Source organism: Orenia sp., from assembly GCF_055140805.1.
In genome coordinates this window covers 1-26,386 of sequence record NZ_JBSQYM010000020.1, presented here as the reverse complement: position 1 = coordinate 26,386, position 26,386 = coordinate 1, and the positions used below count along the sequence as shown (strand labels likewise).

The 26,386-nt window shown below is 32.6% G+C and carries 23 protein-coding genes; 4 read left to right on the top strand and 19 right to left on the bottom strand.

Annotated features, from left to right (window positions below; all coding sequences use genetic code 11):
• Nucleotides 1–259 precede the first annotated feature (259 nt).
• Nucleotides 260–1,441 (top strand): cation:proton antiporter, encoded by a 1,182-nt coding sequence (locus ACTCDL_RS03765; RefSeq protein WP_463174154.1) that lies wholly within the window; start codon nt 260–262, stop codon nt 1,439–1,441.
• 214 nt (nt 1,442–1,655) lie between these two features.
• On the opposite strand, the gene ACTCDL_RS03760 is transcribed toward ACTCDL_RS03765, so the two are convergent.
• From ACTCDL_RS03760 to ACTCDL_RS03680, 17 genes are all read right to left on the bottom strand, one after another.
• Complete coding sequence (locus tag ACTCDL_RS03760; protein ID WP_463174152.1) at nt 1,656–2,819, bottom strand: D-alanyl-D-alanine carboxypeptidase family protein; 1,164 nt, start codon at nt 2,817–2,819, stop codon at nt 1,656–1,658.
• Nucleotide 2,820: 1 nt separating this feature from the next.
• Nucleotides 2,821–4,278, bottom strand: coding sequence for a bifunctional methyltransferase/pyrophosphohydrolase YabN (gene yabN, locus ACTCDL_RS03755; RefSeq protein ID WP_463174151.1), 1,458 nt, complete (start codon nt 4,276–4,278; stop codon nt 2,821–2,823).
• Between the two features lies 1 nt (nt 4,279).
• On the bottom strand, nt 4,280–5,884 hold the full coding sequence (locus tag ACTCDL_RS03750; RefSeq protein WP_463174149.1) for a putative polysaccharide biosynthesis protein: 1,605 nt from the start codon (nt 5,882–5,884) through the stop codon (nt 4,280–4,282).
• A 350-nt stretch (nt 5,885–6,234) separates the two neighbouring features.
• Nucleotides 6,235–6,789 (bottom strand): stage V sporulation protein T, encoded by a 555-nt coding sequence (gene spoVT, locus ACTCDL_RS03745; protein WP_068719658.1) that lies wholly within the window; start codon nt 6,787–6,789, stop codon nt 6,235–6,237.
• 145 nt (nt 6,790–6,934) lie between these two features.
• A complete protein-coding gene (mfd, locus tag ACTCDL_RS03740; protein ID WP_463174147.1) occupies nt 6,935–10,438 on the bottom strand; it encodes a transcription-repair coupling factor in 3,504 nt (1,167 codons plus the stop codon).
• A 118-nt stretch (nt 10,439–10,556) separates the two neighbouring features.
• Nucleotides 10,557–10,778 carry an anti-sigma-F factor Fin gene (locus ACTCDL_RS03735; protein ID WP_463174145.1) on the bottom strand — a complete coding sequence of 74 codons (222 nt, stop codon included), beginning with the start codon at nt 10,776–10,778 and terminating at the stop codon, nt 10,557–10,559.
• A complete protein-coding gene (locus ACTCDL_RS03730; RefSeq protein ID WP_463174143.1) occupies nt 10,775–11,143 on the bottom strand; it encodes a hypothetical protein in 369 nt (122 codons plus the stop codon). The genes ACTCDL_RS03735 and ACTCDL_RS03730 overlap by 4 nt, the downstream gene beginning before the upstream one ends.
• A gap of 387 nt (nt 11,144–11,530) precedes the next feature.
• Nucleotides 11,531–12,085: an aminoacyl-tRNA hydrolase gene (pth, locus tag ACTCDL_RS03725; RefSeq protein WP_463174141.1), complete on the bottom strand. Its 555-nt coding sequence runs from the start codon at nt 12,083–12,085 to the stop codon at nt 11,531–11,533.
• 116 nt (nt 12,086–12,201) lie between these two features.
• Entirely contained in the window at nt 12,202–12,831 is a 630-nt protein-coding gene (locus ACTCDL_RS03720) for a 50S ribosomal protein L25 (protein ID WP_463174139.1), read from the bottom strand.
• A gap of 72 nt (nt 12,832–12,903) precedes the next feature.
• On the bottom strand, nt 12,904–13,848 hold the full coding sequence (locus tag ACTCDL_RS03715) for a ribose-phosphate diphosphokinase (RefSeq protein ID WP_463174137.1): 945 nt from the start codon (nt 13,846–13,848) through the stop codon (nt 12,904–12,906).
• A gap of 61 nt (nt 13,849–13,909) precedes the next feature.
• Nucleotides 13,910–15,250, bottom strand: coding sequence for a bifunctional UDP-N-acetylglucosamine diphosphorylase/glucosamine-1-phosphate N-acetyltransferase GlmU (gene glmU / locus ACTCDL_RS03710; RefSeq protein ID WP_463174136.1), 1,341 nt, complete (start codon nt 15,248–15,250; stop codon nt 13,910–13,912).
• Nucleotides 15,250–16,104: a hypothetical protein gene (locus tag ACTCDL_RS03705; RefSeq protein ID WP_463174134.1), complete on the bottom strand. Its 855-nt coding sequence runs from the start codon at nt 16,102–16,104 to the stop codon at nt 15,250–15,252. Before ACTCDL_RS03705 ends, glmU begins: the two co-directional genes overlap by 1 nt.
• Before the next feature lie 603 nt (nt 16,105–16,707).
• A complete protein-coding gene (locus ACTCDL_RS03700) occupies nt 16,708–17,115 on the bottom strand; it encodes a MerR family transcriptional regulator (RefSeq protein WP_463174132.1) in 408 nt (135 codons plus the stop codon).
• A 30-nt stretch (nt 17,116–17,145) separates the two neighbouring features.
• Complete coding sequence (gene purR, locus ACTCDL_RS03695; protein ID WP_463174130.1) at nt 17,146–17,970, bottom strand: pur operon repressor; 825 nt, start codon at nt 17,968–17,970, stop codon at nt 17,146–17,148.
• Nucleotides 17,971–18,068: 98 nt separating this feature from the next.
• Nucleotides 18,069–18,827, bottom strand: coding sequence for a nucleotidyltransferase family protein (locus ACTCDL_RS03690; RefSeq protein WP_463174127.1), 759 nt, complete (start codon nt 18,825–18,827; stop codon nt 18,069–18,071).
• A gap of 24 nt (nt 18,828–18,851) precedes the next feature.
• Nucleotides 18,852–19,730 (bottom strand): 4-(cytidine 5'-diphospho)-2-C-methyl-D-erythritol kinase, encoded by an 879-nt coding sequence (gene ispE, locus ACTCDL_RS03685; protein WP_463174125.1) that lies wholly within the window; start codon nt 19,728–19,730, stop codon nt 18,852–18,854.
• Between the two features lie 44 nt (nt 19,731–19,774).
• The gene (locus ACTCDL_RS03680) at nt 19,775–20,479 is read right to left on the bottom strand and encodes a hypothetical protein (protein ID WP_463174123.1); all 705 of its coding nucleotides are present in this window, start codon (nt 20,477–20,479) and stop codon (nt 19,775–19,777) included.
• Between the two features lie 414 nt (nt 20,480–20,893).
• Between ACTCDL_RS03680 and ACTCDL_RS03675 the strand changes: the two genes are divergently transcribed.
• Both ACTCDL_RS03675 and ACTCDL_RS03670 read left to right on the top strand, forming a co-directional pair.
• Nucleotides 20,894–21,403, top strand: coding sequence for a L,D-transpeptidase family protein (locus ACTCDL_RS03675; protein WP_463174121.1), 510 nt, complete (start codon nt 20,894–20,896; stop codon nt 21,401–21,403).
• Between the two features lie 63 nt (nt 21,404–21,466).
• On the top strand, nt 21,467–23,143 hold the full coding sequence (locus tag ACTCDL_RS03670) for a ribonuclease J (protein ID WP_463174119.1): 1,677 nt from the start codon (nt 21,467–21,469) through the stop codon (nt 23,141–23,143).
• 41 nt (nt 23,144–23,184) lie between these two features.
• Here ACTCDL_RS03670 and ACTCDL_RS03665 read toward each other — a convergent pair whose 3' ends face one another.
• Nucleotides 23,185–24,831, bottom strand: a complete 1,647-nt coding sequence (locus ACTCDL_RS03665) for a DUF3794 and LysM peptidoglycan-binding domain-containing protein (RefSeq protein ID WP_463174116.1) — start codon at nt 24,829–24,831, stop codon at nt 23,185–23,187.
• Between the two features lie 143 nt (nt 24,832–24,974).
• Between ACTCDL_RS03665 and ACTCDL_RS03660 the strand changes: the two genes are divergently transcribed.
• Nucleotides 24,975–25,376, top strand: coding sequence for a hypothetical protein (locus ACTCDL_RS03660; RefSeq protein ID WP_463174115.1), 402 nt, complete (start codon nt 24,975–24,977; stop codon nt 25,374–25,376).
• A gap of 259 nt (nt 25,377–25,635) precedes the next feature.
• Here ACTCDL_RS03660 and ACTCDL_RS03655 read toward each other — a convergent pair whose 3' ends face one another.
• Complete coding sequence (locus ACTCDL_RS03655; protein ID WP_463174113.1) at nt 25,636–26,025, bottom strand: hypothetical protein; 390 nt, start codon at nt 26,023–26,025, stop codon at nt 25,636–25,638.
• Nucleotides 26,026–26,386: the final 361 nt, after the last annotated feature.

Sequence of the window (26,386 nt, the reverse complement as noted above, 5' to 3'; positions counted from 1 at the left end):
TCAACGAGTTTTGTGAAAATACTATATTTAAATAATTTAAAATATTTTTTGCAACGAATCTCTCGAATTAACTCGAATTTAGGTCAAGAACTTTTAAATTTTTAATTTAGTCTTTTAATCTCTAATTCGTGCAATTCGCGTTAATTCGTTGCCACTAATTTTAGTTTTTAAACTTCAATTTTTATATTTTTCTTGTAACTTAGATTTCTTTAATCACAAAGTTCATTGTTGAACCATTATTAAATTAAGGAGGAATAAAATGTTATTGAGTATTGCTTTAATTTTAATTGTTGGATTATGTTTAGGATTTATCTTTGAAAAACTAAATTTGCCTAGTTTGCTAGGAATGTTATTGGCAGGAATTATCTTAGGACCATCAGGCTATGGCTTATTAAACCAAAAGTTAATGGGTATTTCTCAAGATATTAGAGAATTAGCCTTGATTATTATCTTACTTAGGGCAGGATTGGGAATCAGCAAAGAGACTCTAAAGAAGATTGGAAAAACTGCCTTCAAACTAAGCTGTATTCCTGGATTGTGTGAAGGAGGCGCTATCTTCTTAATAGGTATTTATGTCTTTAAATTACACTGGCAGGCTGCAGGAATGTTGGCTTTTATCATTGCTGCTGTTTCTCCAGCAGTCGTTGTACCATCGATGTTAAAATTAATTGATAAGAGATTAGGAAAAGATAAGGAAGTCCCAACTCTAGTCTTAGCAGGTGCTTCTATTGATGATGTCTTTGCTATTACAATCTTTAGTATCTTTCTGGGCTTATTCAAAAGTGGTGAAGTTCAAATCTTCAGTATCTTAGCAGAGATTCCTATTAAAATCATTGGAGGAATTATCTTAGGGTTGATTATTGGATATCTTCTAGAAAAATTCTTTAGCAGATATACTAAACTAGATTTAAGCTATCAAACCATTATCCTACTAGTTGTTGCTATCTTTACTACAGTTTTAGGAGACTATTTAGGAGTAGCCAGTCTATTAGGTTTAATGACTATTGGATATTGGTTGTTAGAAAAGAACAAAAAGGTAGCCACTAACTTATCCTTAGCTTTAAATAAATTGTGGATACCTGCTAAGATATTCTTATTTGTCTTAATCGGGGCGGCCGTTAAGGTTCAAGTAGCTATACATGCAGGTTGGCTAGGAATTTTATTAATATTCTTGGGATTGATTGCTAGAAGTATCGGGGTATTAATTTCAACAGCTAATAGTTACCTTACTTTCAAAGAGAGAGTTTTTTGTGTAATTGCTTATATCCCAAAGGCAACGGTACAGGCTGCTATCGGTGCTGTCCCTTTAGCTAATGGAGTACCTAATGGAGAGTTAATCTTAGCTTTGGCAGTAATGTCGATTGTCTTAACAGCACCTCTTGGAGCTATTGGAATTGATTATTTTGCTCCAAAGTTATTGAGTCAACCTCAGAGAAATTGATGATTAATATCTTTTAATAATATAGAATTTGATATAAGAAAGAAATAATGCGACACTTTTGTGTCAGGAATCGGAAATCTGGAATCAGTCTGTTTTACTGATACCTGGTTCCTGGCTCCTAATTCCTACAAATGTCGCAATATCCTTATTAAAACTCAATTAAAACTATAAAAATAGGGTAAATCCTGAATTCAGGATTTACCCTATTTTAAAATTATTTCTCAAAAAACCCCATCACAAACTGAACAATCCACCGCCAAATTAAAGTAAAGAAGCCTGCTTTTTCAACATCCTTAGCGGCTACTAAATCAACCTGACCTAAAACTCTATCATCCTTCTTAAAGATTAGTTTTCCAACCTTTTCACCTTTTTTGACTGGTGCTTCTAACTCCTTGTTAATCTCAATTTCTTGCTCAACTAATTCTTTAGTCCCTCTTTCAATCATAGCAGAGAAGCTTTGAGCAGTTTCAATAGGAACTTCTAATTTCTTTCCTTTCTTAACCTCTACTGTTGATTTTTCAACACCGGAATTGATTAAAATAGCCTTAGTAAATGCTCTAAATCCATAATTTAATAATTTAGCAGTCTCATCCACTCTTGCAGTAGGACTATCAGTTCCCATCACCACTGCAATCAACCTTAAATCACCTTGTTTGGCCGTTCCTGCTAAACAATATCCAGCCTCCTCAGTCCATCCAGTCTTTAAACCATCAGCACCTGGAAAATGACCCAACAATTCATTGGTTGTATAGATAGGATAGTTTCCATCTCTGATATAAGCCAATCGTTTGCTAGTCCAATCAAAAATCTTCTTATGTTTTACCAACTCTCTACCCATAAGTGCTATATCATAAGCACTACTATGGTGATTCCCATGCTCTACTGGCAAACCAGTTGTATTAATAAATAGTGTATTTTTCATTCCTAACTGCTTAGCCTTCTGATTCATCATCCTTACAAAATTCTGTTCTGTTCCTCCAATATATTCAGCTATCGCAACAGCTGAATCATTTGCTGAAGGGATTAAAACAGACTTTAATAAATCTTTTAAAAGTATCTTCTCTCCTGCTTCTAACCAGACCTGTGAGCCACCCATAGACTCTGCTAAAGCGCTGACTTTAACCTTATCATCTAAACTAACATCACCTCGGTCAATAGCTTCCATTGCTAACAACGCAGTCATAATTTTAGTAATGCTAGCTGGGGGTAACTCCATATGTTCATTTTTAGCAAATAATACTTGTCCAGTCTCAGCCTCCATCAAAACAGCAGATTTGGCATTAACATCAAAAGCTTTAGTTTGTCCATAAGCAGTCACTGGTATAAATATACATAATAACAATAATAGAATACTAATATTTCTTCGCATCTCCAACATCTTAGTTCCTCCTTCTAGTCTTCTTAGCTTCCTCCCATAATTCATCTAATTCTTCTAAAGAAAAATCTGTTAATTCTTTATTCTTTTGAGCAACTCTCTCTTCTATATAATTAAATCTATCTTTAAATTTATTAATTGTCTGTCGTAAACTAGATTCAGCATCTATCTCTAAGAATTTTGCTAAATTAACTAAAGAGAATAACAAATCTCCAAACTCCTCTTTAATCTCCTTAAAATTATTCTCTATTATCTCTGCCTTAAGTTCAGCTATCTCTTCCTCTACTTTAGCTAGGGCCCCATCAACTTCCGGCCATTCAAAACCAACTTTGGCTACTTTAGATTGAATTTTCTGTGCTTGCATTAAAGCAGGTAACTGTATTGGAACAGTATCTAAAATAGAATTTAGCTCTTCTTCACCTGTTTTAGCCTTCTCTTGACGTTTAATCTCTTCCCAATTATCTACTACTTCAGCAGCATCTTCAACTTGAATCTGAGCAAAAATATGGGGATGGCGTCTAATCATCTTCTCATTTATCTCTTCGATGACATCATAGATAGTAAAGGTACCTTCTTGTTTGGCTATTTGGGCATGAAAGACTACCTGCAATAAGACATCTCCAAGCTCATTAGCCATTCCCCAAAGATCATCACCTTCAATCCTCTCTAAGACCTCATAGGCTTCTTCAATTAAATGCTTCTTCAAAGAATGGTGATCCTGCTCTAAATCCCAAGGACAACCATTAGGGCTTCTTAGTATCTCCATAATCTCTAATAATCTATTGAACTCTCTATTATTATCTTGATGTACTGGTAGATAAATAGAGGTTAAATGGTCAATCCAATCTAAACGGTCTAGTTGGTATAAAGGTACTTCTTCTATCCTTTCCTCTATCAAACCTACCCCTCTCATAACAGTTAATTTAAAATCATCAGGATAAATCTCCATCAAGGTCAATTTAACTTCAGAAGCTACCATTTGATTATAAACTTGACTGATAATGGTGGCAATAGATGGCTCTAAATCTCTGAGTGTAAAATTCAATCCATCTAGGACCTTGATACCAGAAATAGGGTCAATTCCCAAACTAGTGAAGATAGCATCTATAAAACTAGGTCCAGCAATAATTTGATAATCACTATCATCTAAATTATTGATAATCTTCTGTACTGTATCTTCGGCGACTAGAGGATGTCCTGGTACTCCATAAACGATATTCTCTTTACTATTTACTAAACTTATAATTTTGTCCGTTATAGTCTCATAAACCTCATCAAAACTTTCACAGGATTCATATAAATAATCAAAGCTTTCAAAAACTATCCCCTCTCCCTCTAAATCAGTTACTGCTGGATGCTCTTTAGTTCGCAAATAAACCTTATCAGCCTTCTTCAAGATTTGATAAGCCTCTAAAGTCAATAATTTTAACCCTCCAGCCCCCAAACCAACTATCTGTAACATTTTATCCCCTCACTAATCCTAATTTATCTAGAAATTCTGCTAATCTAACTCCAACTTTAGGTATCAACCTCAAATCTTCTTTTTTTATGGCAGAAGTTAATAGCAATGCTATACCATAAGTTAGCATTCCCATAATAACTGTTGCTAAAATAGTAAAGGCTTCAAAATCTGAAAAAACAGATAGCAGATTATAAATTGATAGAATAACTAAAAACATCATTCCACCACTTAATAATGGTTTAATTAACAGTATATTATAATTAAAATCTGGCTTTACTATCTTAAATACAGCTACCATATTTAAAATTGCTGCAATAGAGAATCCAGCTACTGTCCCTAATGCCGCCCCCCTAATTCCCAAAGTAGGCATAGCTGTTAATGTATAATTTAAAACAACATTGACTAAAGCACCAAAAAAGAGGTTCTTAGCTGGTAATCTTGGCTTACCAAAACCCTGTAACATACTAGAGCTAACCTGTTGTAAACTAACTGCAACTACCCCTAAAGCTACATAACGTAAAGAAACTGCTGCCTGTGTATTTGCAAAAATAACTCTACATAATGGTTCAGCTAAAGTAACCAAACCTATAGTAGCAGGAATTGATATATATAGACTTAACTTAAATGCCTTGGCAATTCTGTTCTTTGCTAGCTTGTCCGAACCAAGAGTATAGGCTTCTGAAATAGCAGGAACTAAATTGACGGCTAAAGAAGCAGCAATAACTGTAGGAAATCTGACTAATGTCATGGCCATTCCATTGAATTGTCCATATAAACTTGTTGCTTCTTCCAAGCTAAAACCAGCTACCTCCAACCTAGGTGTAATCATAGTAGCATCAATCAACCTCATTAGAGGCAAGATTAAGGCACCAACAGTTACAGGTATAGCTAGAGAAGCTATTTTATTTAACACTTCCTTGACTGGAGGATTATCAGCTGAGTTATCGAATTTATCTTGATGCTTCTTCTGAAATCTATAGTAAATAACCAAAATAACAACTAGACCTGCAATAGCTCCAAAAAATGCTCCAGAGGCTGCACCAGCTGCACCATATTCTACTCCATAAGGTAATAGAAAATAGGCTAATAAAATCATAGTTGTCATTCTAAGTATCTGCTCTACAACCTGCGAAATTGCTGTAGGTTTCATCTGTTGCCATCCTTGAAAATATCCTCGATAGGTTGCCATAATTGATACCACAAATATAGCCGGTGCTATCGCTAAAATAGAGTAGTAAACTCTAGCATCACCTAATAAATATTTCGCAAGAGGTTTAGCAAAAATTGCAACTACTACACTTGCCAAAAAACCAAAAATAAAACTGAACCTTAAAGCCACTTTAAATATGTAATAAGCTAAATCATGCCTTCCTTCAGCTCTTTTTTCAGATATTAATTTAGAAATAGCAACAGGAATAGCTACTGTAGATATTGTCAAAATCATAGTATAGATGGGATAAGCCTTCTCATAAAGTCCAAAACCTTGATCTCCAATAACTCTTCCTAAAAAAGCTCTATAGATAAATCCTAAAAATTTACTAATAAATCCAGCTGTAGCTAAAATAGCTGTTCCTTTTAATAAAGAGTCCTTTTTTGTTGTACTCAACTACATCTTCCTTCCTTGAATACTATTCCTTCCAAATATTAATGATAACAGATTTTCATCAATTATGCTACCCTTTTACCTAGGCTTTTATTATAGAACAAGACTTCAATTTACTAATCGTAATATGGAAATAAAGATGCAAAAGAGAAATTTTTAAATATCAGTGTGAGTGGGGGTGTGAGTGTGAGTAAACCCCAATAGAAAGACACTTCACACACAATCACACTGATAACTCACACTAATACGAAAGTGTCACAATATACCCATATTATAACAACCTATAAACTTTTATGCCAATATAAGAAGTGTTAAGGTAAATAAAAAAGGTGAGCTATACGCCCACCAAGAAACTAACTTTTCATCTGTTTTGCTAAAAAACCAGCTGCTGTACTGGCTAACTTAACTTCAAGGTCAGCCATCTCAGCCCCATCTTTCTTAGAGGCTAATACAACAGCACCGATGGCATCACCATCCATCATAATTGGTACTATAACTTGTGCTGTAAATGTACTCTCTTCTTCTCCATAGATCCCTTCACAGAAGATATCTTCAGTCTTTTCATTGATAATCTTAATTTCTCCACTATTCATTACATCTTCTGTAATTGAACTAACAGGCTTATCGATAAACTTATTCTTTTTACCACCAGCTACTGCAACGATAGCATCTCTATCTAAAACACATGCCATATGTCCTGTTACCTCTGATAAGGAATCTACATATTCTTGAGCAAATTCTCCTAGCTCCCCAATTGGAGAGTACTTCTTTAAAATAACTTCTCCATCACGATCTACAAATATTTCTAAAGGTTCTCCCTCTCTAATTCTCATTGTTCTTCTAATCTCTTTAGGGATTACCACTCTACCTAAATCATCTATGCGACGTACTATTCCAGTTGCTTTCATTTTTAATTATTTAGTATCCTAAAAGCAGGAATACTAAGTAATTGTCACCTCCTAATAGTTTTATTTCCTTAGTACTCACTATTAGTATATAATTACTTTGAAAATTTTATTCTTATTATACCAACTAATGTAAAAAATCACTTGACTAATTCTGGAAATTTTCTTGAGGTGATAAAAAATTTAAGATATCTATTATTAAGTTAACTTTATCTTGATCACTTAAATTACTATTTGATATTTTAATTTTAGGTTCATTACTTGCCACAAATTTTAGTCTATCAAACTCTTGACTTATAGCAACTAACTTCTCTCCTGATAGAGAATGATTTTTGCTAAACTGCAACTCCAAAGCTTGACCCTTTTCTTTGACCTGTACTAGGGACATCTTCCTTCCCTTTATCTTAATTTTAGCCAATTCTAATAAAATTATTACTTCTTTTTTCAAATCACCAAATCTATCCTGCAATTCTTCCTTTAATCGATTATATTCTTCCATATCTGAAATAGCATCTATCTTCTTATATACTTCGATTTTCTGTCTAGAATCACTGATATACTCATCAGGTATATATGCATCTACTTTTAATTCCAATGATACCTCTAGCTTATCTTCTGCTCCTTCATCCTTTAAGTTCTTCACCGCTTCTTCCAATAACTTACAATACAAAGAGAAACCAATAGCTTCAATATGCCCATGTTGTTCAGGACCTAATATATTTCCTGCTCCTCTGATTTCTAAGTCTCTCATAGCAATCTTGAATCCTGAACCTAAATTAGTAAACTCTTTGATAGCCTTTAACCTCTTCTCTGCTATCTCAGAAAGTATTTTTTCTGGTTTGTATAATAAATAAGCATAGGCAATTCTATTGGTCCTTCCAACTCTACCCCGCAGTTGATAAAGTTGTGATAATCCCAGCTTATCAGCTTCATTAATAATAATAGTATTTACATTCGATATATCCATACCTGTTTCAATAATCGTTGTACAGACTAACACATCAAAGTTCCCTTCTAAAAAGTCTAACATTAGTTCTTCCAACTTTAACTCGCTCATCTGTCCATGGGCAATCGCTACCCTAGCCTCAGGAACCAATCTCTGAACATGGGCTGCAATCTCTCTAATATCTTTAACCCGATTATGTACAAAATAGACTTGACCTCCACGATTTATCTCTCTTTGAATCGCATCTTGAATCAAATCTTCATCGTATTTACCTACAAAGGTACGGATAGGATATCTATTCTCAGGTGGAGTCTCTATCAAACTTATATCTCTAACCCCAACCAAGGACATATGTAAAGTTCGTGGAATTGGCGTAGCAGTTAAAGTAAGTACATCTACACTTTCTTTTAACCTCTTTAACCTCTCCTTCTGTTTCACTCCAAAACGTTGCTCTTCATCAACTATTACTAACCCTAAATTTTTAAATTTAATATCACTAGATAATAATCTATGAGTTCCTACTATTAAATCTACACTCCCCTCAGCTAAGCCTTCAATACTACTTTTCTGCTCTGCAGCTGTTCTAAAACGACTTAGCATCTCTACATTAATAGGATAATCTGCAAAACGATCAACTAAATTATTCCAATGTTGTTGGGCTAAAATAGTAGTTGGTACTAAAAACACAGCCTGCTTTCCATCCATAATAGCCTTAAAGATCGCTCTAATAGCTACCTCTGTCTTTCCATAGCCCACATCACCACATAAGAGTCTATCCATAGGTTGTTCTGATTCCATATCCTCCTTAACAGCTTCAATGGCTTTTATCTGGTCTGGAGTCTCCTGATATGGAAACTCCTCTTCAAACTCTTGTTGCCAAATAGTGTCTTCTCCAAAAGAATATCCTCTTTGAAGCTCTCTTTTAGCATATAGTTCTAATAGCTCTTCAGCCATCTCTTCAACGGACTGTTTAACTCGAGCTTTCGCCTTGGTCCAGCTATCGCCATCTAATTTATGTAATTTTGGTTCTTTATCCTGTAATCCTACATATTTTTGAATCAAATCGACTTGTTCTGTAGGTATATATAATTTATCATCCTTTGCATATAATAAGACCAGATAATCTTTGTTCTTCCCTTGTATTGTTAAAGTTTTTATTCCCAAATACTTACCTATTCCATGATTCTCATGAACAACATAATCACCTTGTTTTAAATCGGTAAAAGAAGATAATTTAATCCCTTGTTCAAAAGCCTTGACCCTCTTCCTTTTTCTTTTATTCTTCTTGAAAATTTCATTTTCAGTATAAAAGATAAATTTAATATCAGATAAGATAAATCCATTAGATAGATTATTGACAGTCAAAACTATATTCCCTAGTTTTAATTCATCAGTAATGTTAGATATCACAACAGCAGGTAAATCAGCTTCCTGTAGCCTTTCTTTTAACTTTTCGGCTTTACTTTTGCTCGATAGACCAATTACAATTTTATAATCATCTTTAAAATAACTTTTAAGTTTGTTTACAAAAAATTCAAGTTTACCTTGATATGCCTCTAATCTTCTGCTATTAATCTCTAAAGTAAACTTAGCATCTATAAAATCTATCTCTTTAGTAATTGGAGATAGGTATAATTTATAATTATCCCCTCTATAGAGCAACTGATTAAAATCTATAAATAGTTCCTTATAGCTCTCTAATACTCTGCCTTGCCTTAATAAATTAGAGTAACTCTGACTGATATTTGATAAAAATTCTATAGCTGATTCTTTCAACTTAATTGGATTGTCAAAGATTATAATGTCATTAAAGTAATCTAATAGGGTAGTTGGCTGATAGAAATAACTTAAGTACTGTCTGATTTCTGGAAAGTAAATACCTTCTTTCATCTGTTCTAAGTTACTAATCACAATCTCTTTAATTCTCTGTCTGGCATCTTGTGATATATCTTTAGATTCTTTCTCTACATCTTTCTCAATCTGCTTTAAAGCTATATCCATCTTATCTCTAGGTATGATAAACTCAGTAGCTGGTCCTAATTCTACTTCAGTTAATTCACCTTTAGAGAGCTGTGTTCCTATATCAAAATTACGAATTGATTCAACCTCATCACCAAATAGTTCTATTCTAATTGGCTGCTTAACAGTATAAGGATAAAGATCTACTATTCCACCTCTAATACTAAACTGCCCCTTAGTCTCTATAATATCAACTCTTTCATAACCTATCTCTACCAAATAAGCTGATAAATCTTTAATATCTAACTCTTGGTTTATGGACAGATTAATTATATAATCTCTATAAACTGAATAAGGGATAACAATCTCTAATAGAGCCTGAATGGGTGCTACAATCAGCTTACCCTCATTATTAACTAAACTATTAAGAACCCTTAACCTCTCCGCCTTAACACTCTGTTCAACCTCTAAGGATTCATGGGGTAAAATTTCTAGCCTAGGAAATAGCAAAACTTCATCTTCTGAAACTAATCTAGTTAAATCTTCATAAGTATCATCTGCTTTTTGCATAGTAGAAGTAACAATCAGTAGCCCTTTATTTAATCTGCTTTTAAGATTAGCCAGAAAGAAGTTCTGGCTACTATCATCTAATCCTATTATTTTTACTTCTTCTTCTGACTGATAATAGGTCAGTAACTTCTCAAATTCTATATGACCATCCATCAAGTTCAATAAATTCTGTCCCATCCAAATCTACCCCTTTAAACCAAAATTAAAATAATTACTCTAGTATTAAAAATACAAAAATACTATGAAATAAACTAAAGGGCCTTAGGTTTACCTAAGACCCTTACCTTCAAAGTCTTTAATGTATTTGATTATTATGAATAACATTTGACCAGTCATAATCTTCTATACAGTCATCACAGGTCAAACTAATATATACAGTATCATTTTCCATTTTTATTATATCCTCTTTCTCTTGGTCAGTCAAGATGTTTAAACCTAGAGTTTCTTGATTAAAGTCTTCTAATTCAAGGTGTTCAATTATTTTTTGACATTTGTCACAGCGATAAATAATCTTCATAACGTTAGCCTCCCTATTAAATAATTCCAAGTCATATGGATAAGTGATGTTATTAAGATAGCCAATACTATATTACTGAGACTCCAAATAATTAAAGTTATGTAAGCAAATAAAAGATGGCTAAATACAGCTAACAGAGCAGCAATTCTATTATTTAGATAATCAAAAGTTCCTTCGACAATACCAAAGATAAGATGAACTAATATTAAATCAGCTCCAAATATATAACAAGAGAACGTCTTTAAACTCTCTTCTAATATGGGAATAATATAGACTATAGCTTGATTCCCAATTCTCGATACTAAATAGCGGTTAATAATAAAAGCTAAACAAGAAGCTAATAATCCTGTAAATATAAAATTCATAATTGGCTCCTAAATTCATTATGTATATAACATGAAAAAAATTTAAATTAATTTAGCAACGCCCTGAGGTAATTTACCCGAAGAAGTACTCTTGGGGTGAGAATTAATGCGAATCACACGAATTAGGATATTAATAGATTAGATTAGATTAAATTAAAGACTTAAAAGCTCTTGATTTTAATTCGCATCAATTCGTGAGATTAGTTGCAAAAAATTATTTGAACTTGTTAGTATTACTATAACGGTTAATATCAAATCTTTATCGGTTTCTATATAGTTAAAAGGTCGATGATGAAATTATATAGAATTTCTCTGATTATTATAGCCCAATAAGCTATAAATATACAAAAACCTGAGAATATTCTCAGGTTTAAAGGTAGAAGATATTTAATTATATTTGTTCATTGCTTTATTCAAATCTATCTCTAGATACAGCTTAATTGCTGAAGCTGACTGCTCTATTGCATCTTTAATAGAACTATCTTCTTCTTTGTTAAACTTTCCTAAGACATAATCAACAACTGTACCATAAGCTGGACGGCCTATCCCTATACGCAACCTATTAAATTCTTTATTCCCTAAATGGTTGATGATAGAGCGGATACCATTATGTCCACCATGTCCACCTTTAGGCTTTAATCTAATTTGGCCGACCTCTAAATCCAAATCATCATAAATTACCAGAATATCTTCTGTTTCAATATTATAATAGTCTGCTAAAGCCCTTACTGCCTCTCCACTATTATTCATAAAGGTTTGGGGCTTAGCCAAAATAACCTTCTCTCCAGCTATTCTAGTTTTAGCCACTAAAGCCTTCTTCTCTTTACTGCTTACTTCCTCTCTATACTCTTTAGCCAAATAATCAATCACCATAAATCCTACATTATGACGAGTAGTCTCATATTTAAAGCCTGGATTTCCTAATCCAACTATCAATTTCATTATAATCCCTCCAAATAAACCTATTAACTTATACCTTTTATTATTTAACACCTATATTAAAAAAATAAGGCGTAATCACAATGATTACGCCTTAAATTGAGTATTATTAATTAATATTACTCTTCCTCTTCTTCGTCATCTGCTTTTTCACCAATTACTTCTGGTTCAGTGATTTCTTCTTCTTCAGCATCTTCAGCTGGAGCTGCTTCAGGAGCAACTACTGTAGCAACTGTTTCACTAGCATCAGTTAAGATAGTAATATCTCCAGTATTTACATCTCCAATATTTAAAGATTGTCCCATATCTAACTCTGTAACATCTACTTCAATCTTATCTGGGATATTTGTAGGTAAACATTCAACTTCAACTTCTCTAAGTATTTGTTCTAAGATTCCACCTTCTCTTGTACCAGCAGCAGTTCCAACTAATTCAACTGGAACCTCAATTGTAACCTTCTCATCCATATTGATTCTATATAAATCAATGTGTAATAAGTCTTTTTTTACAGGCTCTAATTGAGCATCTTTAACCATTACAGTCTCTTTGTCACCATTACTTAAAGTTAAATCAATAATAGCATTTCCACCAGTAACTCTACTAGCTTCTTTAGCATCTAATTTTAAGTTAACAGGTTCTTGACCTAATCCATAAAGAACACCAGGAACAAGACCTTCTCTTCTTAATTGTCTAGCAACACCTTTTCCTTTTTGTTCTCTAATATCAGCCTTAAGTTGTAAACGATCCATGACTAATCTCTCCTTTTTTAAATTTTCTCATAAACTTTATTATAACACTTTTAATTTAAAGTATCAAAAAAACTAGAATAAAACACTAACAGATAGATCTTTGTATATTCTTTCTATTCCTTCAGACAATAATGGAGCTACTGATAAGACAGTTAACTTGTCCATTAATTTATCTTCTGCTAAAGGAATAGTATTAGTGACAACTAACTCAGTTATTGGAGCTTCACCTAACCTCTCTATCGCTGGTCCAGAGAATAACGGATGAGTACAAGTAGCAAATATCTCTTTAGCACCATGCTCCTTTAATGCTCTAGCTGCATTACAGATAGTACCTGCAGTATCGATCATATCATCCACTAAGATTACATTCTTCCCATCAACATCACCAATTATGTTCATAACTTCAGATACGTTAGCCTTAGGTCTTCTCTTATCTATGATTGCAATAGAAGTGTTTAACTTATCAGCAAAGTCACGCGCTCTTTTAACCCCTCCAATATCTGGAGCTACAACAATTACATCTTCTAAGTTCTTTTCATTGAAGTATTCTGCTAACCTTGGAGCACCTAATAAATTATCTACAGGAATATCGAAGAACCCTTGAATTTGACGAGCATGTAAATCGATTGCAACTACACGATCGGCGCCAGATTCAGCTATCAAATTGGCAACCAATTTAGCAGTGATTGGATCTCTAGGTTTTGCCTTTCTATCTTGACGAGCATAGCCATAATAAGGAACTACTGCAGTGATTTCTTTAGCAGATGCTCTTTTTAAAGCATCAATAATAACTAATAATTCCATTAAACTATCATTAACTGGTGGACAAGTCGATTGAACAACAAAGACATGATCACCTCTAACACTATCTTCAATCTCAACACCAATCTCTCCATCACTAAATCTCTTAACGTCTGCATTGACTAATTTTGTCCCTAAACATTTACAAATTTCTTTTGCTAATTTTGGATTAGCATTACCAGTAATAATTTTCAGTTCTTGATTGCTTGATGGCATCAATATAGACCTCCTGTTAATAGTATACATCTTTATATTTATATTAAGTTATAATAAAGAACTAATCCATTGATTTAGCTGGAACACCTACAACTACATCCCCATCTTTTACATCCTTGGTAACTACTGAGCCAGCACCTGTAGTTGCATTATCTCCTATTCTCAATGGAGCAACTAATGTAGAATCACTTCCAATAAAAGCATTGTCACCAATAACTGTTCTATGCTTATCCTTGCCATCATAATTAGCAGTAATAGTCCCTGCACCAATATTGCTATTATCACCAATAGTAGCATCACCGATATAACTTAAATGGGGAACTTTACTACCATTACCTATTTGGGAGTTCTTAATCTCTACAAAATCACCGACTTTAGCATCATTACCTATTTTAGTTCCTGGACGTAGATAAGCATAAGGTCCTATTAAAGTAGTAGCTCCTATTTCACTTTCAATAATAATAGAAGATTCTATCCTTGTACCTTTTTCGACAAAAGAATCTTTTATTCTACATTGTGAACCAATAACTACTTCGTCATTGACCTTAGTTTTTCCTTCTATAAAAGTAAAAGGATAAATAATTGTATCTTGACCTATTTCCACTTCACTATCTATATATGTATTATTCGGGTCAATAATTGTAACCCCATTTGTCATATGCTTCTCACAAATCCTTAGTCGCAGTGTCTTCTCTGCCTTAGCCAAGTGATTACGAGTATTCACTCCTATAGTCTCTTCATAATTATCAGTTACTACTGCTGTAACCAATTTTCCTTCTTCAGCCAAAATTCCAGCAACATCTGTTAAGTAATATTCACCTTGAGCATTATCAGTATCTAATTTAGCCAAAGAATTTAATAATAATTCACTATCAAAACAACAAATTCCAGTATTGATTTCATTAATATCAGCTTCTTCTTTAGTTGTATCCTTATCCTCAACAATCTTAGTAACATGACCTTCTAAGTTACGAACAATTCTACCATAACCTGTTGGATCAGCCAATTTTGTTGTTAAAATAGTTGCTGCTGCCTTTTGACCTTCATGCTCTTTAATTAGATTATTTAAAGTATCTGCAGTCAATAAAGGAGTATCGCCATATAAAACCAATACAGTACCAGCAAAATCCTTCAACTGATCCTTAGCCTGCATTACCGCATGACCTGTACCCAATTGTTTCTCTTGTTTTATAAATTCAAGTTTACCAGTAGTATTCTCTTTTACTAATTCCCCTTTATAACCTACTATCACTATATTATGTATAGGCTCTAGTCTATTAGCGGTATCGACAACATGCTGTACCATACTTTTTCCAGCTACCTGGTGTAAAACTTTAGGTAATTTAGATTTCATTCTAGTACCTTTACCTGCAGCCAAAGTAATTGTCATTAGTCTACCCATTAATCTTCCTCCTTTAAAAAAATAGAATCAAAGTCTATTAAATTCCAAACCTCAGATTTAATAATCCGACTAATCTTTATTTTATCAGCAACCTCTGGTAATTTACCAGTCATAAAATATTCTCTAGCATAAATAGGATAAATAGCATCCTTTAAGCCATACTTAATAAAGAGATCTAAATCTTGATAGGCATTAAATAATCCAATTGTATTACCATCAAATAGGCTTTCAATTATTTTATCTAAACTCGCTCCTGAGATAATATTAGATATATTACTATTTCTAACCATCTTCATTGTATCATCATAATTATGTAAAGCTTTAATTTTACTGCCATAAGCCTTCTCTAATACAGTAATATCACAATTAAAATTATGACCAACAAAAATATCTGGTTTAACTTCATAAATTATATCTTTTAAAATTTTGATTCCTTCCACAATACCTACTGCTGGAGCTAAGTCTTTGTTAGTAAAGATAATTCCCAGCCTCCAGCCTTGAGTATCTTTGATAGCATATTGAATAGAATCCAATTCACTCCACAAATACTCAGTATCAATACACATAATAACTTCGGCCTTTGGTCTTCTACTCAAGTTAATATCAAATTTTGGACTAGTCAATTTTTTATAAGTCTCGTCTAGTTTTCTTAGCTGTGATAAAATTTTAGAGTTCTTATTCTCAATATTAATTGTCCTTGCTATTCTGGTTAGAGAGGCACTTTTAAAATCATATTCTGTAGGAAATGTATCTAGCATCTTCTTTAATCTCTTTCCCCTACCTAAAATTACAGCCAATTTGTGTTCATAGAGTCTATCTTGATAGAGTTCATCAGTGTCTAGATAAATCTTCATAGTAACTCCTTCCCTAGCCAGAGGATAATAAGTGAAAATTGGTCAAAATATTTAAAAGGTTCATTTATACTATAAATTTAAAAATTTCAATAATATCAATTAATTCTTATTCTATATTAAAAATATATTTTAAAGTTTTCAACAATATCTATAATTTATAGGTTCGTGAATCTAGAATAAAATTTAGCTATGGTGCTATAGGGAGATAAAGCGACACTTTCATGTCAGGAATCGGAAATCTAGAATCAGTCTGTTTTACTGATAACTGGTTCCTGACTCCTGATTCCTAAAACTGTCCCAATATAGCCGTTAAGTTTCATTTTGAATTCACATATCTATAATTAAATAACTAAATTATAACAAGTAGATAAAATAAAAAATGGAGTAAATACTCCATTATTACTAGAAAATCTAAAAAATATATTTATTAGTACTTACTAGTTAATCACAGGTATTATAACAAAGGGAGAGTTTACTGTCAAGATTATTATATGTATTTAAATTTAATTTATTCTATTATAGAATATGGAGTTAATAGTTGAACTCACGTTGATTTATAAAAATTTAACAACAATATGAATCCTCTTGCTTAAGCAAGAGGACCTAGTCTTTATCATTTTCTTTTTTATCTAGAATCTCTAACAGCTGCGCTCTATCAGAAACTGGATACAAAGAAGTCAGTCCTCGTTTTCCTCGATTAAATTTAGTCAAAGGTCTTCCATCATATAGGGAATCACCTATTTTGGCCTTTTCTTTTTTCTTCTTGACTTCATTAACAGTTCCTAATTTTTCTTTAATACCAGCTATATTTAATCCTTTTTCTAACATCTCTTTAATCTCTTTTAGTCTTTCAATATCACTTTGAGAGTAAATTCTCTGATTTCCTTTAGTTCTAGCAGGCTTTATCAACTCAGATTCTTCATAATAACGGATCTGCCTTCCTGTCAAACCTGTCCTTTCTTGAACAACACCAATAGAATATACTGGCTTTTCAGAGTCTAATTCTGCCATAAGAATTCCTCCTTTACTATACTAATAAATTTATTTCAGATTAGTCACCCAGCTACTAGGTCTAACGATTATCTCTTCTTTAAAGTCATCAATATTCTCTAATACAACTAAAGATGTATAATCTTCAACCAATTTATCTGTTGGCTGGGCAGTCTCTACTAATACACCTAAATCTAATACTTCTGCTTTGAATTCCCCCATTAAATCTAACATTCCTTTAGCTGTACCTCCAGCTTTCATAAAATCATCAATAATAATTACTTTAGAACCCTCTGGTAAAGCCCTACGAGATAGAGACATCTGTTGTATCTTTCTAGAAGAGCCCGTTACATAATTAATACTTAGCACTGAACCTTCTGTAACCCGACTACTTCTTCTAATACTGACAAGGGGCAAGTTCAAGGCTCTAGCAGCCATCAAAGCGATTGGAATACCTTTAGTTTCCATCGTTATTATGTACTCAGCTCCTAAATCAGAAAATTTAGTAGCAAATATCTCTCCAACCTTATCCATTAGAGCAGGATTGAAGATCAAATCTGTCATATATAAATAGCCACCTGGTAAAATCCTTGTTGAATCAGATAAATATTCACATAATTCATAGATTACATTCTGAATATCCTTAACCCCTTTATCTGGAATAAACCTAACTCCACCTGCTGCTCCAGATACTGTCTCGATCTTACCCATCTTCTCTATAGAAAAAACTTTTTTTATGATGGATAGATCTTCACTAATAGTAGATTTAGCAGCATTAAAGCGTTCAGTAAAATAATTTAAAGAAATCAATTTATAGGGTTGATCAGTTAATATCTTAGTTACAGCAACAATCCTTTCACTCCGTCGCATCTTCATCTTAAAAGCATGCCACTCCTTCCGAACATTCGAACCTATTTTTTTATAAAACTTTACTTCTTCTCATATTATCATTAATTATACTCTTTGTAAATAGGTCAATTACTTTTTATACCCGAACCTTTGTAAATTTTTTCTATTAAATTATAATCGGCAGGTTTATCAATATCAAATCCGATCTCTGGATAATCAGAGATAATAGCTTTTCCTATATATCCTGTTAATTTATATATCTCCTGTTCAATTAAAGCTATAGATAGTTTTCCAGCCAATAACTTAATTATAAATGTAAAACCTAATAAATAAGCCAACTTCCATGGCTTCTTTCTCCATTTCAATATCTTATCTAACAACTCTTCTAGTCTTAAGACTATCTCACCATTAACTAAAAAGATATTTCCTCCTGTAAAAGTACCTTCAGTTAGGGAAAAATAAGTCCTATTGCTTTTCGGAAAGGAAATTTCTACAAATTCTTTGGGGATAAGTGGATAATAAAAGGCAGCCTTTCCACCTTCACATTTAGCTAAAAAATCCTCTATAGCCTCAACAGTAATTAGAGGTATATCAGAAGTAAAGATTAAACTATAGGGACTTGTTGCTGTTTGCAATCCTAGCTTAAGGTTCTCCAATAGAGAATCTTGGCAGGGAATAAATTTATCGATATTTCTTTTATTTAATTCATTAGGACCTACTACTATAATATTATCTATCAAGGAGACTTCTCTTAATCTATCTGTTATATATTCTGTTATAGCTTTACCATTAAGCTCAATTAAAGCCTCATAGTCTTGATTGCTAATTTCAGATAATCGACCATTATTTTTAGCTCCTGCTAAAACTATAGCATCTAAGCCCATTAATCTCCCCTCCCTTGATATTTATTAAATCTCTGTTACTCCATGGTCAATAGTCTTAGTGATTACTATATTGTATTCTCTAGTCAATTGACTGTCTAATTTATCTTTAATCTTGTTTGCCTCTTCTATTCCTGATACAAATCCCAAGATAGTTGGCCCACTTCCAGACATCAAGGCCTTATCAGCTAAATCTGCTACTTTATCTTTTAAGCTAGCAACTTCAGGATAAAGCTCTAAGGTCACACTCTCTAAAAGATTAGTCAGATTATTGATAATAAAACCTCTATCCTGCTCTTTTAAAGCCCTTATAACTTTATCTGTAGCTGGATGTCTAGTAATCTGTTCTAAATTTAAGTTGCCATAAACATTGGCTGTAGATACTGAAAGCGGAGGGTTAATAAGAACAAGATAAAGCTGTGGACATTTAGGTAACTCTTTTAAGTCTGTCCCTATTCCTGTTGCTAATTGAGTTCCTCCTTTAATACAAAAAGGAATATCAGCTCCTAACTTAGCCCCTATTTCAGCCAACTGCTCTGATGTTAAGCCTAACTCCCATAACCTATTAACAGCTACTAAGGTAGCTGCAGCATTGCTACTACCACCGGCTAAACCAGCTGCTACAGGTATTCTTTTATCTAGGTTAACTCTAAGTCCACCTGCCAATTCAAACTCCTTAAACAATAGCTCAGCTGCCTTATGGATTAAATTTGATTTATCTGTTGGAACCTCAGGATGATTACTTATAATCTCAATTCCTTTATCGGTTTTAGTAAATGATATTCTATCATGTAAGTCTATAGTCTGCATGATCATCTCTACCTCATGATACCCATCTTTTCTCTTTGCTAGTACATCTAATGTTAAATTTATTTTTGCGTGTGCAATTAAATCTATACTATCCATGACTATATCCACCTCACTATTTAAGCTCTTATATAGTTAGTTAGTCATTTAATAGTAAACTCCTTCTTATTATTGCTCTTATCAAAGATTCCTGGCAAATCATCTTCACTTAATGGGCTATAGTTACAGAAGAATGAACGAATTAGATAAAGAGGAACCCTATATATAAAAGCAAAGGCTACTATAAATAGATAGCTTTTAATCTTCAGCAAGTCAACTTTCTTTGATAGATTAAACAAGCGATAAATTGCTAAGATTGGAAGTTCATCCTCCCCATCAAATATAACTAGATTATTATCTTTTATGTAAACGGCAATTCCTCCCACTTTGATCTGCTTTTTAATTAAGATATTATCTCCACAGAGACTACAGTATATAACTTTATTTATATTGTTGCTATTGATTAAATTCATATTCTCTCTATTATCAACATCTAAAATAAGATACTTATCTCCTACTTTTTTTTGAAAAATTATCTGTTTTAAATATGCTAATTGACTATCTACTAACTTAGAAGCTGTTATTATTTTATTTGCTTCATAACTTAGCTCTCCCTTTCTCAACACTTCGGACTCTATTGTCAAGATATCAGTTCTTATAGTAATAGTCCCATCATTAATATACTTCAAACCCTTTTGATTCTTCTTCTGACAAATTATCTTCCTGTGCTTCTTTACAAAAATATTGCTTCTTATTTCAGTTAATATTTCTATAATCAAATTAATTATAAGATTATCCTTTCGCTTCATTAAACTCTACCTCCACTTATATCTCTGTACCTTTTATTATATACAATTTTTGGTTATAGATACCCTTACTTCTATTCTAATTATTTATACAATCAGTCAAATTTAAAGATAACGATTATCGGTTAATGGGGATATTGGGACACTTTTAAACCCCAGTGTATAGTGTATAGTTGAGAGTGGATAGTTAAGTACAAAACCTTAAATCACAAAGCTTTTAATCTTTTTACTATCAACTATACACTATCAACTATCAACTGATACAAAGTGTCGCACTTTCTCTCTATAACGTCATATTTAACTCTGCCTCCAGAATAAAAATCTATAATATCTGTAGCTTACATAATTAATTTTAACTTATTAGCCTCTAAATTAATATAATAATCTAAGAAAATAAATTGATAAGGAGGTCTAGTTATGGCTAAAATATTAATTATATTAGATGAAAGAACTCTATATCTTTATCAGAACAACCAAGTAGTCAGATCTTTTCCAGTAGCCATTGGTAAAGCAAATACACCTACACCTACAGGAAACTTTTTAATCATTAACAAGTTAAAAAATCCTTATAATAAAGCTTTGGGAACACGTTGGATGCAATTTACTCATCAGATGCACGGAATTCATGGTAACAATCAACCTTCATCAATCGGTAAAGCTATCTCAAATGGATGTGTTAGAATGTACAATAAAGATGCAGAGTTTCTTTATAACAGAGTAAGTATTGCTACTCCTGTTGAAATCAGACAGAATCGACAAAGAGGTTCAAAAAATAGTGGTAAGTACTATACAGTTAAAACTGGTGATACCCTTTATCAGATTGCTAAAAAATTCAATACTACTGTTGAAAAAATCATAAATATTAACCCTAATATCCAAAATAAAAATACTATCTACCCTGGTCAACAGATTAAAATCCCAGATTGACACTGTACTTCTAATGGATTAAAGAGTATAATTATGTATATAATAATATTTGAGGTGATATATATGAAAAGAAATGCGGAAATCTCCATTATCCCTCTAGGTGGTAGAGGAGAAATTGGGAATAATATGATATTAATTGAATATAATGATGAAATCTTAATTTTAGATTGTGGAATTATGTTTCCTACAGAAGATATGCTCGGCATCGATTTGGTTATGCCTGATATATCCTATCTAATTGAGAATAAAGATAGAATCAAAGCAATGTTAATCAGTCATGGTCATGAAGACCACATCGGTGCAATTCCTTATTTCTTAAGAGAGATTAGTAATATACCTATCTATGGAACTAGATTAACTCTTGGGATGATAAAAAAGAAATTAGAAGAACATCGTTTAATGGGTTCAACGGAATTACGCCAAATATCTGCTGGACAAGAAATATCTTTAGATCCTTTTAAAATCAAGTTTATTAAGGTAAATCACAGTATACCAGATGCTGTTGCTATGGGTATTAAAACCCCTTCTGGAACTATTTTATATACAGGTGATTTTAAATTTGATCAAACTCCAATAAATGAACAACCTACTGATTTCAATGGATTAACTCAATTAGGAGAAGAAGGGGTTTTAGCTTTATTATCTGATAGTACAAATGCAGAACAGAAAGGTTACTCTGTATCTGAACGAGTAGTTAATGATACTATCAATAATATCTTTGAAAAAGCTGATGGGAGAATTATTGTAGCTACCTTCTCTTCCCACCTAGATAGATTACAACAAATTATTAATGCAGCCTATGAAACTGGTAGAAAGATTGCTATTTCGGGAAGAAGTATGATTGCTAATACTAAAATAGCCAAAGATTTAGGTTATCTTAACTTTCCTGATGATATGCTCTTAGAAATCAGAAAGATTAATAACCTCCCTGACCATAAAATAGTTTATCTAATGACAGGTAGTCAAGGAGAGACGATGGCTTCTTTAACTAGAATTGCTAGAGGTGACCATAGACAGATTAACCTACATAAAGGAGATACAGTCCTTCTCTCTGCAACACCTATACCTGGAAATGAAAGGTCTGTAGGAGAAACTATCAACCAACTTTTTGAAAAAGGTGCTAAGGTGATTTATGGAAGGGAATTAGATGTTCACGTTTCTGGTCATGCTTATCAAGAAGAGTTGAAGATGATGCTTAATATGACTAAACCTAAATATTTTATTCCTGTCCATGGTGAATACCGTCATCTCTATCATCATTCACTATTAGCAAAGGATGTGGGTATTCCAGAAGATAATATCTTCATAGCCAAAAATGGATCTCGCCTAAAGGTCAGTGAACAAAATGCCTACTTTGCATCTCCTGTATCAACAGGTAAGATATTAATTGATGGTTCTGGAATTGGCGATGTAGGAAATATCGTTTTAAGAGATAGAAGAATATTATCAGAGCATGGTATTATTATTGTGGTCATCACTATTGAGTCAGGTACAGGCAAAGTACTAGCAGGTCCTGATATTATATCTCGAGGATTTGTTTATATGAAAGAATCCCAAGAATTAATTGAAGAAGCTAAAAACAGACTAAATATAGCCTTAAAAGAGTGTGAAGAGAAGAATATCACTGATTGGTCTAAACTAAAGACCAAGCTAAAAGACCCTTTAAGAGACTTCATTTATAATGAAACTAGAAGAAACCCAATGATTATGCCAATCATTATGGAAGTACCACATAAATAAAAAGACTGTAGGAATCTAGATTCCTACAGTCTTTTTATTTATTAACCTCTCGGTCTTCTAGGTTGGTCACGGTCATCAATTATACACCTTGGTATAATCAACTTCTGACCTACCTCTAAATAATCTGGATTATCTAAGTCATTAGCATCAACAATAGCATCTACCGTTGTTCTGTAACGTCGTGCTATCTTATATAAAGTATCTCCAGCTTGAACTACATAGATTATTTTAGATGGTCGCTCACACTCATCTCTATCTACTACAGGAGATACAACTACTATATCTGTAACAATAGTTAACTGTCTGAAGTTAGTTACTTTAGCAAACTTTCTTAAGGTAACTACCATTTCAACGGTTCTATTATTTAATCTGTTCCCTTTAACCTTCTTAATTTCAATATCACTATGGCAAGACATACCAGCCTCTGCCTCAGGAATGTTAATAAAGTTCTCAATATTAAATGGACGATGGAAATAATGAACTGGCTGTGTCCCTGGAGTATCATCAGCTGTCGTATCTGCTACATAAAGAACACTACCTTCTCCCTCGCTTGTAACTACTACTCCACCATCTTCTACAACACATGTTGTATTAGATAATTGAGCATTTGTCTCCAGAATACGTTCAATATTAGGTTTTACATCTGGCACAATAAGATCTTCGGTAACTGTTTCACTTACTGTATCCTCTCCAATTACCTCTTCTACTCTTAGTAATTCTTCCTCCACTTCAACTCTATCACTATCAATTCCTGTTACTACCAACATCTGTTTAGGCTCAGTGACCTTAACAAATACTTCTATTACTGCCCTTACCTCTACTTGTCTATTACCATTTGTAATTGTATAATCCCATCTCTTGACCTTAACCTCAGTAAATGATGTCATATCATCATCTGCACCTGGAACATCTATAACCTCCGAGAATGTAAGGCCTCCTTCAAAGAAGTGAACTGGTTGTGTTCCTGGAGTATCATCAGCTGTTGTATCTGCTACATACATAACTCCTACTTCAAATTGCCCATCTACAATAACTGCACCATCAGTTATTTCAACATTTTTATCCTCTAATGCTCCTCCCTCCACCTTTAAAACTCTTTCAATTGGTGGCTTAACTGTAGGAACATCAACAATTCCTTCTACTACTACTTGATAAGTATTCTCTCCTACTACATTTTCAATTCTTAATAGTTCTTTTTCTACAAGTTCTTCTCTAATTCCAGTTACATCAGTAATAATAGTCATTTGTCGATAGTCAAATACTTTAGCAAACTTCTTAAGAACAACAGTTACTTCTACAGTTCTTTCATCAATAAAGTCATAGCTAGATCTTAGAACATCAACATCAACGTAAGCACTCATATAATCCTCTGCTTCAGGAATATCCACAAAGTTACTAAAGGTTATCTCTCCATGAAAATAATGTACTGGCTGATCACTTGGTGTATCATCTGTTGATGTATCTGCTACATACATAACTCCTACTTCAATAACTCCATCAATTGTCACTCCACCTTCTTCAACAGTTACCTCAGTGGATTTAATCTTTGTGCTCACCTCTAAAATTCTCTCTATGTCTGGCTTTGCTTGAACAGGTATTGGAAGTTCTTTAGTAATTGATTCTCTAACTGTATCTTCTCCAATAACGTATTCTACTCTTACTTGTTCTTCTTTAAAATTAATTGCCATTTTATTCCTCCTCTCCTTCTATTAAACTGCTTTCATTTATAAATATATGCGATAAAAACTAAAATGTGCACAACTTAACCTTACAATTATTGGATAATTTTAATTTATCATTCTAGCATATATATTATTAAGGGGGTGAAAGTATGACTTTAGGTTATCCTGATGAAATATTACCTTATCCTGCTGTAGAATATATTCCTCTAAGCATTAGAACTAAAAATTTTAATGACAATTGGATAAATAAATATGATAATAAGTTATACATCTTAGACAGTCAAAATCAATCTAAAACTGTACTAAATAGATTGGGAATAATCTATCCTGATAATATTAACTTTAATGACAATCTATTAATTTTATTACTAAACGGGAAAATAGAAGATATCTATTACCGTGGATACAAGGTACAAATGATTGGCAAGCAAATAAATGATAGTTATCATCTCTTCACTATCACTAAAGAATACTTCTATAAGGATAAATTAATCTTCAATTTCTTCTTAAAAACTGGAGAACTTATAGCAAAAGAGAGATATCAACTCTAGTTGATATCTCTCTTTTGCTATCTATAAATATATCTACCTCAAAATTAAATTTGGAAATAATAGAATATGGGTATATTGGGACACTTTTAAACTCAGTGTATAGTGTAAAGTTGATAGTGGATAGTTAAGTTCAAAACCTTATAACATAAAGAGTTTAATTGGTTAACTATCCACTATCAACTATCAATTATCAACTGGCACGAAAGTGTCGCTTTATCTCTCTTAAACTACACTTTATAATTAAGCAAGTACCGCCTAACTATCCTAAATATATCGATGGATTACTCTCTATTTGGTCTCGACCAATCTCTTGACCTGATAGAGTAATCACTCCCTCTACCGTCTCTTCAGTAAATTGCCTACTCTTAATCAATTTACTTATATTAAATAGCAGAATAACTTCCCCTGTATCAGAGCTACCTATGTGAGAAGGAATTACCCCTTTTCCTGAAATCTCCTTACCCTTCCTATCAACACCAAAAAATCTAACCTGCTCATAATCAATATTATAATTATCAACCTTTACAGATAAATAACCTGGAATTTGCTCTTCATGAGCAGTAAATAAATGGCCTATCCCAATATTGATATCCCTTCTCATACGCAACTCATACTTCTTAGGTAAATTAGTTTTTCTCAATACTTCCATTGTATATCCTCCCTTTGTTAATTAATCACAGCAAGATAGTATATTTAACATAAAACAATATGAATAACATATTATTTTATCATCCTTCATAAAAACATAAGTAAATTCTTAACCAGTCTAATATCTACTATTTATCTTATTCAAATAAGATAAATAGTAGACTAAAAATTCGATAAATATCAAATTTATTATCATAATTAATCTAGCACTTGATTATTTTCTACAAAGTCAAATATCTAAAATAAGATTAAACTCTGATTAAAATATAGATAAACAACTCTAGAATGTAATTTAAATATCCTAATAATTTAATACCTTTAAGTTCTTAACTAAAAACCTTAAAAGATAACTTTCAGCAACG